We start from the raw sequence: 14569 nt of genomic DNA, 5'->3' as shown, positions 1-14569 counted from the left end.
TCGCTCGTGCGGCGCTGAAGGCGACGTCTTCCTCCGCCACCCCGAAACCCCGACTTCGTCGGCGGGGCGGCTCCGTCCAGACGCCGCCGCGCCAACTCGCTCGCTCACTGAGCTTTGCCCGACTCAGCGATGATCTTCGTGATGATGCCCTCCTTCTCGTCGAAGAACTTCTTCGACAGGGCGGACCAGCTCTCGAAGTCGTTCTCGACGGTGAGCAGCTTCTTCGGCGTGGGGAACGGGTTGTTGGGGTCCGGGACGCCCTCGATGCCGGTGGTGTCGACGCCGTCGACGATCGGCCGGAAGCCCTTCAACGCGAACTGCCGCTGCCCCTTGTCGCTCAGCACGAAGTTGAGCCACTCCTGCGCCTTCGGGTTGGCGTTCTTGAGGACCGCGCCCGGGTTTTCGATCTTGATGGTGGTGTCCGGGTAGATCCATTCGAGCTCCTCGCCGCTCTGCGTGGCGAGGATGGTCTCGTTCTCGTACGCCAGCAGCACGTCGCCGCCGCCGTTGAGGAAGCTCGTCGTGGCGTCTCGGCCGCTGTTGGGCAGCGAGCTCACGTTCGCGAAGAGCTTCTTCAGGAACTCGGTGGCCTGCGCCTCGGTGCCGCCGTTGGCGGCGATGTGCCCCCATGCGGCCAGGGCGTTCCATCGGGCGGCGCCGGAGGAGGCCGGGTTGGGCGTGACGATCTTGATGCCCGGCTTGACCAGGTCGTCCCAGCCCTGGATATTCTTCGGGTTGCCCTTCTGCACGGCCAGCACGACGACCGAGGACGAGACCACGCCCTTGGTGGGGCCGTCGTCCCAGGTCGCGTCGACCAGACCCTTGTCGACGAGGCGGGTGACGTCGCTGGCGACCGAGAAGTGCACGTAGTCGGCCTTGAGGCCGGCCACCACCGCGCGGCTCTGGTCGCCGGACGCGCCGTACGACGTCTGGAACTTGACGCCCTTGCCCTCGGGCGTCTTGTTCCACTCCGCGGCGATGGCCTTGTTGGCCTGCTCCGGCACGGCGAAACCAACGATGTTGAGAGTGGTGTCGCCACCACTGCCCGAGGAGGCGTCGTCGCCCCCACCACAAGCGGAAAGAGCCAGGCCGGCCGCGAGTGCGAAGGCGATGGCTGCTCTGGAACGTATCTTCGTCACGCCTCGCAATATTCCACTTAACCCATAGACTTTCAAGGTCAAGTAGAGATTCGTAACCGACCGGTGGATGGCTGGCGGTACGGGACCGGTAACATTCGGTCGAATTCGGCCCGCCCCCGCGGCACAAGGAAACGCCATGCCCCCTGACGACCGCCCCGCTCCCGGTCAGAGCGCGCACGACCTGCTGACCCGGTGGTACGAGGACCACTACTCGACCACCGCCGCGACCGCCGACGGGTCGTTCTTCGAGCGCTACCTGCACCGGTCGATGGAGGCGGCGTACGGGCCGGAGGCGCGCTTCGCCCGGGTGCTGGAGGTGGGCGGAAACCGCGGCGAGCACGTGCCGTACGTGCGGCACCGGTTCGACGAGTACCTGCTGACCGACCTCCGCGAGCCGCGTCCGACCGAGGAGGTGGCGGCGGACCCGCGGGTGAGCGTCGCGGCCTGCGACGTGGCCGCGCTGCCGTACCCCGACGGCCGCTTCGACCGGGTGATCGCGACCTGCCTGCTGCACCACCTGCCCGACCCGTTCGCCGCGCTGGGCGAGATGCGCCGGGTCACCGCGGCCGGCGGCACGGTCACGATCCTGCTGCCGACCGACCCCGGCGTGGCCTACCGCGCCGGCAAGGCGCTCACGTCGGGCCGGGCCGCCCGCCGGCAGGGCATCGCGGAGATGTACCAGGTGGTCACGGCGCTCGACCACCGCAACCACTTCCCGTCGCTCCTGGCTCAGGCGCGGCACGTCTTCCGCACCGACCGGGTGGGGGTGAGCTGGCGGCCGTTCCGGGTGCCCGGCTGGCACCTCAACGCGTTCACGGTGCTACACGTCCAGGTATCGGATGGCGCGGGTGTCTGACCTAACATCGACTGCTATGGAAGCCGCAGCGCCCACGATCGAGCCCGAGGCCGCCTCCGACGAGCCGAAAGGCGGGTCCGGACGCGGGCGCGTCTGGCGGGTGCTCGCGCACGAGTGGACCCTCGCCGTGCTCGGCGGCCTGCTGCTGGCGGTGGTGCTGACCTGGCCCACGCTCAAGCACCCCGCCTCGACGATCCCGGGCGACATCGGCGACCCGACAGTGCAGTCGTGGCAAATCGCGTGGGGCGGCCACGCGCTGCTCACCGACCCGCTGAGCCTGTGGGACTCCAACACGTTCTACCCCGAGCGGTACACCTACGTGTACACGGACACGCTGCTCGGCTACGCGCCCGCCGGGTGGATCGGCTCCGGCCTCGAGGCCACGATCGTTCGCTACAACATCCTGTACGTGCTGCTGTACGCGCTCGCGTTCATCGGGGCGTACGCGCTGGTCCGCCAGCTCGGCGCGGGCAAGCTCGGCGCGGCGGTGGCCGGCATCGCGTGGGCGTTCGCGCCGTGGCGGCTGGCGCACGGCGGCCACATGAACATCCTCTCCACCGGCGGCATCGCCCTCTCGCTCGCGATGCTGGCCCGCGGCCACGGCTGGTCCCTCACCGGCGGGTACCAGCCGGACAAGCGCAGGCCGGGCTGGGTGGTGGCCGGCTGGCTGACCGCGGCCTGGCAGGTCAGCCTCGGCTTCGGCATCGGCCTGCCATTCGTGTACTTCCTGTTCGGCGCCGGCGTGGTCGCGGCCGCCACGTACGCGTGGTCGTGGTGGCGCAAGAAGGCCCGCCCGCCGTTCGGCCGCAAGCTGCTGATCGCCAACCTCGCCGGCGGCGCGATCTTCGGCCTGGTCACCGTCTCGATCGCGATGGCGTACCTGAAGGTCATCGAGCTCAACCCGGGCAGCAAGCGCGGCCTGGAGTGGACCATCATGTTCTCCCCGCCGGTCAAGGCGTTCTTCACCGCGCCGGCCGAGTCGTGGTTCTGGGGCGAGCGCCACACGGCCGCCCGTGAGCAGCTGACCTGGCCGCCGGAGATGGCGCTGCTGCCCGGCATCACGCTGATCGTGCTGGCGTCCGCGGGCCTGTTCTTCTCGATCTTCTCGGTGCGCCACCGGGTCATGCTGGCCGCCGGCGCGGTCGGCACCGCCCTGCTCGCCATGGGTGCGAAGCTCGGCGGCGACGGCGACCCCGGCTACATCACGCTCTCCAAGCACCTGCCGGGCTGGGACGCGCTGCGCACCCCCGGCCGCCTGATGATCTGGATCAGCCTGCTGCTGGCCATCCTCGCCGCCGGCGCGGTCAGCGAGGCGGTCCGCAACGCCGACGTGCTCAAGGGCGCCGGCCGCACCGTGGCGCGGGTGGCGCTCGTCGTCCCGCTGCTGCTGGTGCTCGGCGAGGGCGTCAACAAGACCGGCCACCCGCCGGTGCCGCAGCCGCCGGCCGCCTTCGCGCAGGCCCGCGAACCGTTGCTGGTGCTGCCCGCCACCGGCCTGATCGAGCTGCACTACATGATGTGGACGGTCGACGGCTGGCCGCGGATAGCCAACGGCATGGCCGGTTTCGAGCCGGCCACCCAGGCGCAGACCCGCGCGGCCACCGTCACGTTCCCGGACCCGACCTCCATCGCGTACCTGCGGGGGATCGGCGTCAAGGACGTGCTCGTGCTGCCCGCGGCTCTGGCCGGCACGCCCTGGGACGGTGTGCAGACCCGGCCGATCGACGGCCTCGGTATCACCCGCGAAGACATCGACGGCGCGGTGCTCTATCGCTTGTGAGCGACGGGGCGCCGCGCCGTGGGTACCGCTGGCTCCTGATGGTGGGGGTAAACCGCCGAGCCTGCGTGCTTCGGGTCGGGGTGCCTCTCCGCCGGACCCCGCAGGTTCGCCTGCCGATGTTACGGAAGCCCATCGAAATATCCAAGGCCTTCAATGAAACGCGTCAGCCGGACGGCCCGCGCACGATAGCGTGCGCGGGCCGCCGTGGGGCTGGTTATCAGCGGAACCCGAAGCGGTGCTTCCGCTTGCGTCCGGTCATGCTTTGCAGCGTGTCGGCGCCCTTGTGCAGCAACCGCGAGACGCGATTGGAGCCGCGGCGCGCCTCGACGGCCTGACCGATCCGCCGCGCACCCACCGCCGCCAGGGGAACGGCGACCGCCAGCACGGCCCAACGGCCGATGGCCCTTCTCATCGTGGTCCTCCCGTCTAGGTGGTTTCCCATCTGGTACCCGGACCTGCGATGGATCATGCGTTTTGACTACTCTCCGGTAATGACGGATCGGGCGTACGACATCGTGCTCTTCGGCGCCACGGGCTTCACCGGCCGGCTGACCGCCGAATACCTGGCCGCGCACGCGCCGGCCGGCCTGCGGTGGGCCCTCGCCGGGCGGGACGGCGACCGCCTGCGCGCGGCCCGCGACCGGCTCGGTGTGCCCGTCGACGTGGTCACCGCCGACGCCGGCGACGAGCGCGCACTCAGGGAGCTGGCCGGTTCGGCGCGTCTGGTCGCGACCACGGTCGGCCCCTACATCCGGTACGGCGGGCCGCTGGTCGCCGCCTGCGCCGCCGCCGGCACCGACTACGTGGACCTGACCGGCGAACCCGAGTTCCTCGACCGGGTGTACGTGGAGCACCACGCCACCGCGGCCCGCACCGGCGCCCGCCTGGTGCACGCATGCGGCTTCGACTCGATCCCGCCCGACCTCGGCGCCCTCTTCACCGTCCAGCAGCTGCCGGAGGGCGAGCCGATCCGGATGCGCGGCTACATCAGCGCGGGCGGCCGCCCGTCCGGCGGCACGTTCAACACCGTGCTGCTCAACTTCGGCCGCTTCCGCGCCGCCGCGGCCGCCCACGCCGCGCGCCGCCGGGTCGAGCCGCGGGTCACCGGGCGGCGGGTCCGCGGCGTGTCCGGGCGCCCGCACCGCCAGCCGGCACTCGGGCTGTACGCGCTGCCGATGTCGAGCATCGACCCGCTGATCGTGGTCTCGTCGGCGCGGGCGCTGGACCGGTACGGCCCGGACTTCACGTACGGCCACTTCATCGGCGTCCGCAACCCGATCACCGCGGCGGCGTTCGCGGCCGGCGCGGGTGGCGCGTTCGCCCTGGCCCAGCTCGGCCCCACCCGCCGCGCGCTGGGCCGGCTCCTCCCGCCGGGCGCCGGACCGTCCGAGGAGCAGCGCGCCCGCGGCTGGTTCCGCATGCGCTTCGTCGCCGAGAGCGGCGACCGCCGGGTGCTCACCGAGATGGCGGGCGGCGACCCCGGCTACGGCGAGACGGCGAAGATGCTGGCCGAGTCGGCGCTGTGCCTGACCCACGACGAGCTCCCGGCGCTGGCGGGGCAGCTGACGACGGCGGTCGCGATGGGCGACGCGCTCCGGGCCCGCCTGGAGAAGGCCGGCATGACGTTCCGCGTCATCACGTAAAGATCAGCGCCGGGCCACCTCGGCTTCACGGGTGGAGTCGAGACTCGACAGGCATGAGATCTCACATCATGCGGGCGCTCGTCGCGGCCGGCGCCGTCGCGGGCCTGCTGGCCACCGGCGCGGCCGCGCGGGCCGACGAGGATCCGCGGGTCGAGCAGTACCGGCAGGCGCTGGCCGCGCTGAAGCAGCTGGCCGCACCGCCCGCCTGCGACCAGGTGCCCGAGCCCGGCCGCTGGCTGGACGCCGGCACGCCGGACGCGGGTTCGGACAACGTCGTCATCTCCGCACACCGCGGCGCGCTCACGCTCGCGCCGGAGAACACGCTCAAGTCCTACGAGTACGCGTTCGCCTACGGCGTCGACCTCGTCGAGGTGGACGTGCAGCAGACCCGCGACGGGCGTTTCGTCGCGATGCACGACTCCACTGTGGACCGTACGACCGACGGCACCGGCGCGGTCGCCGACCTCACCTACGCCGAGATCCGCGCGCTCAACGCGGCCGACTACGAGCCGTGGAAGGGCGGCGCGTACGACGGGTCGAAGGTGGCGTCGCTGGAGGAGATCCTCGCGCTGGCCCGGCGGGTCGGCGGCGGCCTGGAGCTCGACATCAAGGGCTCGGTGACCGAGGAGGGCCAGCTGGCCGCGCTCGTCGGGCGGTACGGCCTGATCGAGGAGTCCATCTTCAACTCGGCCGACCCGCGCGTCCTCGTCGCGGCGCCGGCCGCCCGGCTGATCTACAACCGGGACGCCTGGGAACCCACCTTCCTGATCTACGAGATCGGCGAGGTCTTCAAGGTGTTCGGCTCGCGGCTCGACGAGTACACGCCCGAGTCGGTCGTCGCCGCGCACGACGCCTGCGCGATCGTGATGCCGCACGCGTACGACGCCGGCCCGGACCAGGAGGTCGCGCAGTTCCAGCTGGCCCGGTCGATCGGCGCCGACGGCGTGCAGACCAACCAGCCCGCGCTGATCGTCGCTGCGGCCGGCGAGGCGGTCCGCTCCCGCCTCACCGTGCGGCACCACGGCGACATCTGCCTGGTCAACGCCCGCAACGGGCTCGGCTTCCCAGGTAAGACCGTCTCCCTGTCCAAGGGCCGCAAGTCGGCCAGCCTGACCACCGGGTACGCGGGCTGCGTGGCCCTGCCGGCGAAGCACTGGCGCGGCGCGGTGGCGACGTTCGCCGGCGACGGCGCCGTGCACCCGTCCCGCACGCGCGTCTAGCCCAGTGCGGTGGCCACAAACGTTGGCCGGCTTCCCCGGTGAAGGTTTGTGGCCACGGCTCTAGCGGCGGGCCAGCAGGTACGCCTGCGGGGTCGACTCCAGCGGGCCCTCCGGCCGGCGCACCACCCGCGTGGTCACCTCGAAGCCGGCCGCCGCCAGCAGGTCCGTGATCCGGTCCGGCGACAGGCGGTAGGCGTCCGCCGCGACCGCGTGCCCGTAGGCCTGCTCGATCCGCCGCTTCTCGAAGTCGCCCTCCCAGGGCGCCTGGAACGCCGTCATCAGATGCCCACCGGGCCGCACCACCCGCGCGAACTCGGCGAAGACCAGCGGCAGCCGCTCCGGCGGCGTGTGGATGATCGAGTACCAGGCCACGAGGCCGGCGAGCGCGCCGTCCGGAAGGTCCAGGTCCGTCATGGTGCCGACCACGAACGAGATCCCCGGGTACAGGCGGCGGGCGACCGCCACCATCTCCGGCGACAGGTCGACGCCGCGCACGTCGACGCCGAGCTTGTCGAGATAGGTGGTGATCCGGCCGGGGCCACACCCGACGTCGGCGACCGGGCCGGCCTCGACCAGTTCGGCGAACGCGCCGAGGAGCGCCCGCTCCAGCGGCGCCCCGGCGAGATGGTCCTTGAGCGTCTCGGCGTAGTCGGCGGCGACGGTGTCGTAGGCGGTCCGCGTCTCTTCGAGGTATGGCAGGGTCTCGGTCACCCGAGCACACTACGCGAGGCTGGGCAGCACCTTCTCGGCGTACATGTCGAAGAGGCCCTGCCAGTGCGGCCCTGTGTTGGCGACGTAGACCTCGTCGAACCCGGCCTCGGCGTACTCCTCGATCTTGCGCAGGTGCGGCTCGGGGTCGTCGCCGCAGGCGAAGGACTCGCCGACCATCTCCGGTGTGACGAGCCGCGACACCTGCTCGAAGTGGCGCGGCGACGGCAGCACCTGGGAGAGCTCGCCCGGCACGCCCGCGTTGGGCCACCGCTCGTGGGCGATGCGGGCGCCCTCCTCGGCGCTCGCCGCGTACGCCGCCTTGAAGCCGCCCTGGCAGGGCTTGTCGCCGCCGCCGCCATCGCGGAAGCGGCGGACCAGGTCGCCGTCGGGCATCGTGCTGACGTAGCCGTCGCCGATCCGCGCGGCGAGGTCGACCGCCTTGGGGCCGAAGCCGGACACGTAGACGGCGGGTGGCCGCTCGGGGCGGGTGTAGATCCGCGCGTTCTCGACGGTGTAGTGCCGGCCGCGATGGTCGACGAAGCCGCCGTCCCACAGCCGGCGCATCACGTCGATCGCCTCTTCGAGCATCTCCAGCCGCACGTCCGCGCTGGGCCACGCGTCGCCGAAGATGTGCTCGTTGAGCGCCTCGCCGCTGCCCACACCCAGCACGAAGCGCCCCTCGTGCAGCACCGCGCTGGTGGCGGCCGCCTGCGCGACAACCGCCGGGTGGATGCGGACGGTCGGGCAGGTGACCGCGGTCGTGACCGGCAGCCGGCACACCTGGCTGAGCGCGCCGATCATCGACCAGACGAACGGGCTCTGCCCCTGGGCGTCGATCCAGGGGTGGTAGTGGTCCGAGATCCACAGCGCCTGGAAGCCGGCCGCCTCGGCGCCCCTGGCCTGGGCCAGCAGCTCGTCCGGGCGGTACTCCTCGCTGGACAGGAAGTAGCCGATCCGCATGCCGGCCCTGTACCCAGGTTTCGGGCTACATGAACAAGGGCGACAGCTCGCGCTCGGCGACGAGGGCGTCCATGCGTTCGTCGGACGGGCGCTCGGTGAAGCGCTCGGCCGCGTCGAGCAGGCGGGGGAGGATGTCCACGTCGCCGGTCGTCAGCAGGAACGCCCGCGGGTCGCCGAGCACCCAGTGCACCGCGAGGTCGATGTCGGCCTGCTCGGTCAGCGGCTCGTACCACGTGTTGGCGGTCTTGGGCCGGCCGTCCCACGGGCGGTAGGCGAGGCTCTTGATGGTCTGGAGCGCGACGTCCCGCTCGGCGCACACGGCGGCCACGGCGTCGAACGTCTCCGCGTAGCGGGGGTCCTTCATCTGCCGGTAGTTGTACGGCAGCAGCACCGAGTCGAACGGGAAGCGCTCCAGCGAGCGGCGGTGCATCTCGGGCACGGAGAGGCCGTGGCCGGTCACACCGATGAACCGGACCAGCCCCTCCTCGCGCGCCTCGACGGCGGCCTCGAGCGCGCCACCGTCGCGCAGCGCGGTCTCCCACTCGATGACGTCGACGAGGTTGTGCAGCTGGATCAGGTCGATCCGGTCGACGCCGAGGCGCTCCAGCGAGCGGTGGATCTGCTCGCGCGCGCCGCGGTAGCTCCGCTCGCCGGTCTTGGTGGCGACGAAGAACGTGTCGGGGTGGCGGCGCAGCCACGGCGCCACCCGCAGCTCCGCGTCGCCGTAGCCGGCCGCGACGTCGATGTGGTTGATGCCGTGGGCGAGCAGGGCGTCGAGCGTGCGGTCGGCCTCGCCCTTGGAGACGGCGGCCAGCGCCGCACCACCGAAGATGACCCGGCTGGAGGAGTGTCCGGTCGCGCCGAACGGGACCTTTGCGATCACGTACCGAAGCTTACGCGGCCAGCCGCGGCGCGGCGGCGGTGTCGTGGCTGAGCGCGTGCTGGTCCATCGCCCGCTCGTACGCCTCGACGGTGCGCCGCGCGGCCACCGCCCAGTCGTACGCGCCGCGCACCCGCTCGGCCGCCGCGACCCCGTAGGCGCGGCGCAGGTCCGGATCGGCGAGCAGGTCGCGGATCGTGCCGGCGAGCTGGTCGGGCGGCACGACGCGGCCGGTTGCGCCGTCGACGACGCTCTCGACCGGCCCGGTCGCCACCACCGGTATCCCGCAGGCCATCGCCTCGATCGCCGCGCGGCTGAACGACGCGTGCTCCGGCGTGCACACGAGCAGGTCGGCGGAGCGGTACCAGCCGGGCATGTCGGCGTAGGGTGCCGCGCCGGTGAGCCGGAGGTGCTCGTGTACCCCGTGGTTGACGGCGAGGGCGCGCAGCTCGGCGGCGTGTGGCCCGAGCCCGTTCGACGGCGGTCGCGGTCGCCCCACGACGACGAGCTCGGTGTCGCCGAGCTCGGGGAGCGCCTCGACGGCGGCGGCGAACCCGCTGGCCGCGACGAGTTGACCCACCGCGAGCACGCGGTGGGTCCGGCGGCGGGCCCAGGACCGCCCTTCGGGGGCGAACCTGCCGATGTCTACCCCGGGTGAGATGACGGACATGTTGGTCGGGGCGGCGCCCAGCCGCAGCACTCCGTCCACCTCGGCGCGGCAGAGCGCCACGACGGCGTCGGCGGTGCCCGCGATGGCGGCGGCGTCACCTTCCTCCTGCCCGTGGAGGGTGACGGCGGTGGGCCGGCTGGTCAGCTTGCGGGCCACCATCGCGGCGACCGCGGAGGGCAGGGCGTGCGCGTGCACGACGTCCGGCTCCCAGCCGAGCCGCCACGCCGCGTCCAACCACTGCCCGAAGGCGTCACCCTCCTCTTCGGGCACCGCCACGGTGGTCACGCCGTCGGCGCCCAGCTTGGCCTCGGGCTGCGACGGGTTGGCCCGCCGGGTGTAGACCCGCACGTCGTGGCCGAGACCGGCGAGGGCGCCCGCCAGCTCGGTGACGTGCACCGCCGGTGCGGCCGTCCACTCACGGCTCGCCGGGCGCACTGGCCGATGGTCGACTGAAAGCATCGCGATGCGCATCTACGCTCCATCCGCCGTGACCTTGACACACCGCGGCCTCGACGCGCCGTGACCTTGTCGAGACCTGGCCGTGATGTTCCCGAGACTCTACCCGCCAAACCCGTTCCTTGTCGGGCTTGCCTCCGGGTGCCACTATCTGGCTGGCCGTGGCGGGGGCGCGGCGCCAGCGTTTGTCGACGTCAAGGGAGGGACGATGGCGTCCGTCGTGGACCGGCGCACGATCATCATCGGGATACCGGTGCTGGCCGGCCTCGCGGCGGTGGGCGCCGTGACCGGTTACGCGCTGGCCGGCGACCCGCCTCGCGCCGGCGACGGCGGTGACGCCCCCGACGGCAGCGGCGGGCTCGGCTCGGCACCGACCGGCAGCCCGCGGCCGTATCCGAGCGAGACCATGCTCGTCCGCTTCGACCAGGGCGAGAGCTCGTTCGTCTACGGCGTCACCCCGGGCACCGACAAGCGCACCAAGCTCGCCGACTCCGGTCACGACGCGCTGCCCCAGTGGTCGCACGACCGCAAGACCATCGTGTACATCCGGGACGCGGGCAACTGGTGGCAGATCGTGACCATGAACCCGGACGGATCCAACCAGCAGGTCGTCGTCGACCGGGTGACACGCGGCACCCGCGTGTGCTGGTCCGGCGATGACAAGCGACTGGCCTATGTGGACAAGGTAGACGGGCGAAACCAGCTCTTCACGCTCACCCTCGGCGAGGCGAAGCCGAAGCAGATCACCCACACCCCGGACGACAAGGACGACCCCACCTGGTCCCGCGCGGGCGACCAGGTAGCGATGTGGATCAACACGCGGGGTAACCGCCAGATCGCGATCGTCCGGCTCGACCAGCCCGACGCCACCCCGCTGTGGCTGACCAAAGACAAGGTCAACTGCGCCGACCCCTGCTGGTCGCCGGGCGGCGAGTGGATCGCGTACACCCGCAACGGCGAGGTCTCCGGCCAGTCGGACATCTGGGTGGTGCGGCCGGACGGCACGGACAACAGGCCGGTCACCACCGGCACCGCGCAGGACATGGACCCCACCTGGTCGCCGGACGGCCAGTGGATCGCCTTCACCCGCGGCAAGGTCAAGGCGCCGTCGGTCTGGATCGTCCGTCCCAGCGGGCGCGACCCACAGCGGCTCACCGTCGGCCCGGCCTACGAGGCGCATGCCTCCTGGTCCTGAGCCTCCTGTCACCTTCTCGCCGGCGCATCCGTCAAGGCTGTGACGACGAGTTTCGGGAGGCATCATGTCCGCTCTGACCAGCACCATCGAGATCGCGCGGCCCCAGGACGAGGTCTTCGCGTACGTCACCGACCCCACCCACTTCCCCGACTGGCAGGGCGACGTCCTGCGGGTCGACGTCGAGGACGGATACCGCGCGGAGGTGGGCGCCCGCTTCACGACCACCCGCCGCGTCGGCGGCTCGGAGCGCACCATGACGCAGCGGGTCACCGAGCTGAGCCACCCCCGCCGCTGGGCCGTGGAGGGCGTCGACGGGCCGATCCGGCCGAACGCCTCGATCACCGTCGAGCCGCTGGACGGCGGGCGCTCGCGGGTCACGTTCACGCTCGACTTCGCCGGCCACGGCGTGGGGGTGGCGCTCGCGCCGATGGTCCGCCGGCTCGCCGCCAAGGGCGCGCCGCGCAGCTACGCGAGCCTCAAGCGGCTGCTGGAGGCGGCGGCCTAGGCTACGGCCCATGGCCGAGATTCTCTTCCTTCACCACGCGCTCGGGCTGACCGGCGGACAGCGCGACTTCGCCGAGGGCCTCCGCAAGGCCGGGCACGCGGTGCACACCCCGGACCTGTACGGCGGGAAGGTCTTCGACACCCTCGAGGCCGGCATCGCCCACGGCCGCGCGCTCGGCTTCGAGGCGCTGCTCGAAGACGGTGTCGCCGCCGCCGAAGGGCTGCCCGCCGAGCTTGTTTACGTCGGGTACTCCCTCGGCGTCCTGCCGGCACAGCGGCTCGCGCAGACCCGGGCCGGTGCGCGGGGCGCGGTGTTCCTGGAGGCGTTCGTGCCACCGTCCGAGTTCGGCGGGTGGCCCGCGGGCGTACCCGCGCAGGTGCACGGCATGGACGAAGACCCGATCTTCGCTGGCGAGGGTGACCTCGACGCGGCCCGCGCGTTCGTCGAGGCGACGCCGGAGGCGGAGCTGTTCCTCTACCCCGGCAAGGCGCACCTGTGGGCCGACCCGGGACTGCCGACCTACGACCGGGCGGCCGCGGCGCTGTTGACCGAGCGCGTGCTGGCCTTCCTCGACGGGCTGTCTCCAACGGGCGGGTAGCGCTCCGCTCGGATACGGTGACGGCATGTCGCGCGAAGCCTGGATCGTGATCATCGTCCTCGGCGCGATCGTCGCCGTGGCGACGCTGATCGGCGCGCTCGTGCTCGCCTTCCGCGTGTGGCGCACCCGCAAGATGCTGGGCGAGCTGGGTGCTGGCGGCAAGGTGGCGTTCTACGGTGCGCTGCTCTACACCATCCTGCCGGTCGACGTGCTGCCCGACCCCATCTACCTCGACGACATGGGCCTGCTGGCCGGCTCGCTGCTCTACCTCTCCCACCTGGTGCGCAAGCGCCAGGCCGCGAAAACCGACCTCCACCCGCCCGTGCCGGCGTCGCGACCCGGCCGCCAGCTCCGTCCCAGAGGTGAGTCCGCCCCCCGAGGCTGAGCCGCCGCGACGCCGTCCGCTGCCGGGCCCGCGGTGTAGGCCCGCGGGCAAGACCTTGGCCGGCGGCCAGCCCGGTTTACCGCGGGGCCTGCCATCAGAGCTTGGATTTGTCGGCCCCTTGACTTTCGCGGCTTTTGGCCGGGCTTGGGGCTCGGCCAAGCAGGGCTCCGCGAGCCCCGGTGTCCGCCGCGCTTCGATGATCGTTAGCCCTAGAACCGCATTTTCGCCCGCGTGTCACACAGGTTCCGGGCTAACGATCACCACGCCTTCCAACTGCTGACCCGGATTGTCCCGTTACGTGGGAGGTCCGGGACTGCGACGGCCGCGACGATCATGGCGCCGCCCACATGCCGAGCCACATCCCCAAACAGTGGGAAGGCGGCACGGCTCCCACCGCAACCACCCACCAAGAAAAGAAGACAAGCCGGGACGGCCCGGCCGGAGCCCGCGGCCCCGCCGGAGGCGCACTAACCGCAACCAACAGCGGACGGGTGAGGCCGCGGGAGCAGCGGTCCGGGCCACGACGGACGTCGCGGTAGCCCAAATCTCCTTGGATCGAGGAGGAGGCCGCGGCGACCTCGGCTCCGGAAGCACCAAGCAGTTGCGAGGCACGACCCTCGCGCACCGGCGTCCAAGTCAACGTCGGTCACCGGGATCCCGCGCGGCGAGGTGGGCGCGGGTGCTGGCGAGTAGGTCGGCCACGCGTGGGTCGTCGAGGGCGCCGGGGCGGTGGAACGCGTAGTACGGGACGTCGGGCAGGTCGGCGACCGGGCGGCTGACCAGGCCCGCCGTCGGGGTGACGCAGCCGTTGACGACCGCGAGCCCCAGGCCCAGCGAGACGAAGTGGACGGTCAGGGGCCATCCCTCGGCTTCGACCGCGACCGACCACTCGACGCCGGCCGCGCGCAGGGCGCGTTCCAGGGCGATCCGATGTGGACGGTGCGGTGGCGGTACGACGAGGGCGGCGCCGGTCAGGTCGCGGAGCCGCAGCCGGCGGCGGCGGGCCAGGGGGTGGGTGGCCGGGAGGATCGCGGTCTGTGGATAGGTCGCGAGGACCTCCGTCGTCAGGTCGTCGGGCAGCGTGTCGAGCACGGCGACGCCGATGTGGGCGCGGCCGGTGCGGACCGCGGCGAGGGTCTGTGACCGGTCGCCGTTGACGAGGCGGAGGCGGGCCGGCAGGGCGTCGCGCACCACGTCGCCGAGCAGGTACAGGTAGGCGCCCTGGCCGGCGGCGAGGATCACCGGCTGGTGTGGGGGAGTGGCGCGCAGCTCGCCGAGGAAGCGGGCCAGCCGGTCGTCGTGGTCGCGGGCGAAGCGGGCCACCGCCTCGCCGTCGGGCGTGAGGACCAGCCGGCGGCCGCTGCGGTGGTAGAGCGGTCGGTCGAGCGTGCGGGCCAGCTTGGCCACCTTGACGTGCAGGGCGGGCTGGGAGATGTGCAGCTCGGCGGCCGCGCGGGTGAAGTTGAGGTGCTCGGCGAACACGGCGAACGCGGTGAGCGCGTCACCGGAGACCGACGGCACCAAAGCCATAACCGTGGACTATAGCTGAGCCCATCAAGAATAGTTCCGCT

At 72.2% G+C, this 14569-nt stretch carries 15 protein-coding genes; 8 read left to right on the top strand and 7 right to left on the bottom strand.

What is annotated here, in order from left to right; translation table 11 throughout:
• Positions 1 to 104 precede the first annotated feature (104 nt).
• Complete coding sequence (locus ACTMTJ_RS16485) at positions 105 to 1139, bottom strand: sulfate ABC transporter substrate-binding protein (RefSeq protein WP_441217370.1); 1035 nt, start codon at positions 1137 to 1139, stop codon at positions 105 to 107.
• A 136-nt stretch (positions 1140 to 1275) separates the two neighbouring features.
• Here ACTMTJ_RS16485 and ACTMTJ_RS16480 point away from each other — a divergent pair, with 136 nt between their 5' ends.
• Both ACTMTJ_RS16480 and ACTMTJ_RS16475 read left to right on the top strand, forming a co-directional pair.
• Positions 1276 to 1995 carry a class I SAM-dependent methyltransferase gene (locus tag ACTMTJ_RS16480; protein ID WP_441217368.1) on the top strand — a complete coding sequence of 240 codons (720 nt, stop codon included), beginning with the start codon at positions 1276 to 1278 and terminating at the stop codon, positions 1993 to 1995.
• Between the two features lie 16 nt (positions 1996 to 2011).
• Positions 2012 to 3775 carry a hypothetical protein gene (locus ACTMTJ_RS16475; protein ID WP_441217366.1) on the top strand — a complete coding sequence of 588 codons (1764 nt, stop codon included), beginning with the start codon at positions 2012 to 2014 and terminating at the stop codon, positions 3773 to 3775.
• A gap of 217 nt (positions 3776 to 3992) precedes the next feature.
• Here the strand turns inward: ACTMTJ_RS16475 and ACTMTJ_RS16470 are convergent, their stop codons facing one another.
• Positions 3993 to 4187: a hypothetical protein gene (locus tag ACTMTJ_RS16470; protein ID WP_441217364.1), complete on the bottom strand. Its 195-nt coding sequence runs from the start codon at positions 4185 to 4187 to the stop codon at positions 3993 to 3995.
• A gap of 79 nt (positions 4188 to 4266) precedes the next feature.
• On the opposite strand from ACTMTJ_RS16470, the gene ACTMTJ_RS16465 reads away from it, so the two are divergent.
• Together ACTMTJ_RS16465 and ACTMTJ_RS16460 are read left to right on the top strand one after the other, a co-directional pair.
• Positions 4267 to 5418: a saccharopine dehydrogenase family protein gene (locus tag ACTMTJ_RS16465; RefSeq protein ID WP_441217362.1), complete on the top strand. Its 1152-nt coding sequence runs from the start codon at positions 4267 to 4269 to the stop codon at positions 5416 to 5418.
• 53 nt (positions 5419 to 5471) lie between these two features.
• Positions 5472 to 6638, top strand: a complete 1167-nt coding sequence (locus ACTMTJ_RS16460) for a glycerophosphodiester phosphodiesterase (protein ID WP_441217360.1) — start codon at positions 5472 to 5474, stop codon at positions 6636 to 6638.
• A 60-nt stretch (positions 6639 to 6698) separates the two neighbouring features.
• Here ACTMTJ_RS16460 and ACTMTJ_RS16455 read toward each other — a convergent pair whose 3' ends face one another.
• The 4 genes from ACTMTJ_RS16455 to ACTMTJ_RS16440 are packed head-to-tail and all read right to left on the bottom strand — an operon-like array spanning position 6699 to position 10330.
• The gene (locus ACTMTJ_RS16455) at positions 6699 to 7349 is read right to left on the bottom strand and encodes a class I SAM-dependent DNA methyltransferase (protein ID WP_441217358.1); all 651 of its coding nucleotides are present in this window, start codon (positions 7347 to 7349) and stop codon (positions 6699 to 6701) included.
• Between the two features lie 9 nt (positions 7350 to 7358).
• Positions 7359 to 8309 (bottom strand): TIGR03557 family F420-dependent LLM class oxidoreductase, encoded by a 951-nt coding sequence (locus ACTMTJ_RS16450; protein WP_441217356.1) that lies wholly within the window; start codon positions 8307 to 8309, stop codon positions 7359 to 7361.
• Positions 8310 to 8334: 25 nt separating this feature from the next.
• A complete protein-coding gene (locus ACTMTJ_RS16445) occupies positions 8335 to 9192 on the bottom strand; it encodes an aldo/keto reductase (RefSeq protein ID WP_441217354.1) in 858 nt (285 codons plus the stop codon).
• Positions 9193 to 9202: 10 nt separating this feature from the next.
• The gene (locus tag ACTMTJ_RS16440) at positions 9203 to 10330 is read right to left on the bottom strand and encodes a glycosyltransferase (RefSeq protein WP_441217352.1); all 1128 of its coding nucleotides are present in this window, start codon (positions 10328 to 10330) and stop codon (positions 9203 to 9205) included.
• Positions 10331 to 10523: 193 nt separating this feature from the next.
• Here ACTMTJ_RS16440 and ACTMTJ_RS16435 point away from each other — a divergent pair, with 193 nt between their 5' ends.
• The 4 genes from ACTMTJ_RS16435 (at position 10524) to ACTMTJ_RS16420 (ending at position 12998) form a co-directional block, all read left to right on the top strand.
• Positions 10524 to 11510, top strand: a complete 987-nt coding sequence (locus ACTMTJ_RS16435) for a TolB family protein (protein ID WP_441217350.1) — start codon at positions 10524 to 10526, stop codon at positions 11508 to 11510.
• A gap of 64 nt (positions 11511 to 11574) precedes the next feature.
• On the top strand, positions 11575 to 12015 hold the full coding sequence (locus ACTMTJ_RS16430) for an SRPBCC family protein (RefSeq protein WP_441217348.1): 441 nt from the start codon (positions 11575 to 11577) through the stop codon (positions 12013 to 12015).
• Positions 12016 to 12025: 10 nt separating this feature from the next.
• The gene (locus ACTMTJ_RS16425; protein WP_441217346.1) at positions 12026 to 12613 is read left to right on the top strand and encodes a dienelactone hydrolase family protein; all 588 of its coding nucleotides are present in this window, start codon (positions 12026 to 12028) and stop codon (positions 12611 to 12613) included.
• 25 nt (positions 12614 to 12638) lie between these two features.
• Positions 12639 to 12998 carry a hypothetical protein gene (locus ACTMTJ_RS16420; RefSeq protein WP_441217344.1) on the top strand — a complete coding sequence of 120 codons (360 nt, stop codon included), beginning with the start codon at positions 12639 to 12641 and terminating at the stop codon, positions 12996 to 12998.
• Positions 12999 to 13634: 636 nt separating this feature from the next.
• Here ACTMTJ_RS16420 and ACTMTJ_RS16415 read toward each other — a convergent pair.
• A complete protein-coding gene (locus tag ACTMTJ_RS16415) occupies positions 13635 to 14528 on the bottom strand; it encodes a LysR family transcriptional regulator (protein WP_441217342.1) in 894 nt (297 codons plus the stop codon).
• Positions 14529 to 14569: the final 41 nt, after the last annotated feature.

The sequence above is a fragment of the Phytohabitans sp. LJ34 genome (genome assembly GCF_052068095.1).
Taxonomy (GTDB): domain Bacteria; phylum Actinomycetota; class Actinomycetes; order Mycobacteriales; family Micromonosporaceae; genus Phytohabitans.
The sequence above is the reverse complement of the archived record's forward strand: the minus strand, read 5'-3'. Positions and strand labels throughout refer to the sequence as shown.

Coding starts and splice junctions, on each gene's coding strand:
- ACTMTJ_RS16435 (WP_441217350.1), top strand. CDS start 10,524: ATGGCGTCCGTCGTGGACCGGCGCACGATCATCATCGGGATACCGGTG.
- ACTMTJ_RS16465 (WP_441217362.1), top strand. CDS start 4,267: ATGACGGATCGGGCGTACGACATCGTGCTCTTCGGCGCCACGGGCTTC.
- ACTMTJ_RS16470 (WP_441217364.1), bottom strand. CDS start 4,187: ATGAGAAGGGCCATCGGCCGTTGGGCCGTGCTGGCGGTCGCCGTTCCC.
- ACTMTJ_RS16415 (WP_441217342.1), bottom strand. CDS start 14,528: ATGGCTTTGGTGCCGTCGGTCTCCGGTGACGCGCTCACCGCGTTCGCC.
- ACTMTJ_RS16430 (WP_441217348.1), top strand. CDS start 11,575: ATGTCCGCTCTGACCAGCACCATCGAGATCGCGCGGCCCCAGGACGAG.
- ACTMTJ_RS16460 (WP_441217360.1), top strand. CDS start 5,472: ATGAGATCTCACATCATGCGGGCGCTCGTCGCGGCCGGCGCCGTCGCG.
- ACTMTJ_RS16440 (WP_441217352.1), bottom strand. CDS start 10,330: ATGCGCATCGCGATGCTTTCAGTCGACCATCGGCCAGTGCGCCCGGCG.
- ACTMTJ_RS16420 (WP_441217344.1), top strand. CDS start 12,639: ATGTCGCGCGAAGCCTGGATCGTGATCATCGTCCTCGGCGCGATCGTC.
- ACTMTJ_RS16475 (WP_441217366.1), top strand. CDS start 2,012: ATGGAAGCCGCAGCGCCCACGATCGAGCCCGAGGCCGCCTCCGACGAG.
- ACTMTJ_RS16425 (WP_441217346.1), top strand. CDS start 12,026: ATGGCCGAGATTCTCTTCCTTCACCACGCGCTCGGGCTGACCGGCGGA.
- ACTMTJ_RS16480 (WP_441217368.1), top strand. CDS start 1,276: ATGCCCCCTGACGACCGCCCCGCTCCCGGTCAGAGCGCGCACGACCTG.
- ACTMTJ_RS16450 (WP_441217356.1), bottom strand. CDS start 8,309: ATGCGGATCGGCTACTTCCTGTCCAGCGAGGAGTACCGCCCGGACGAG.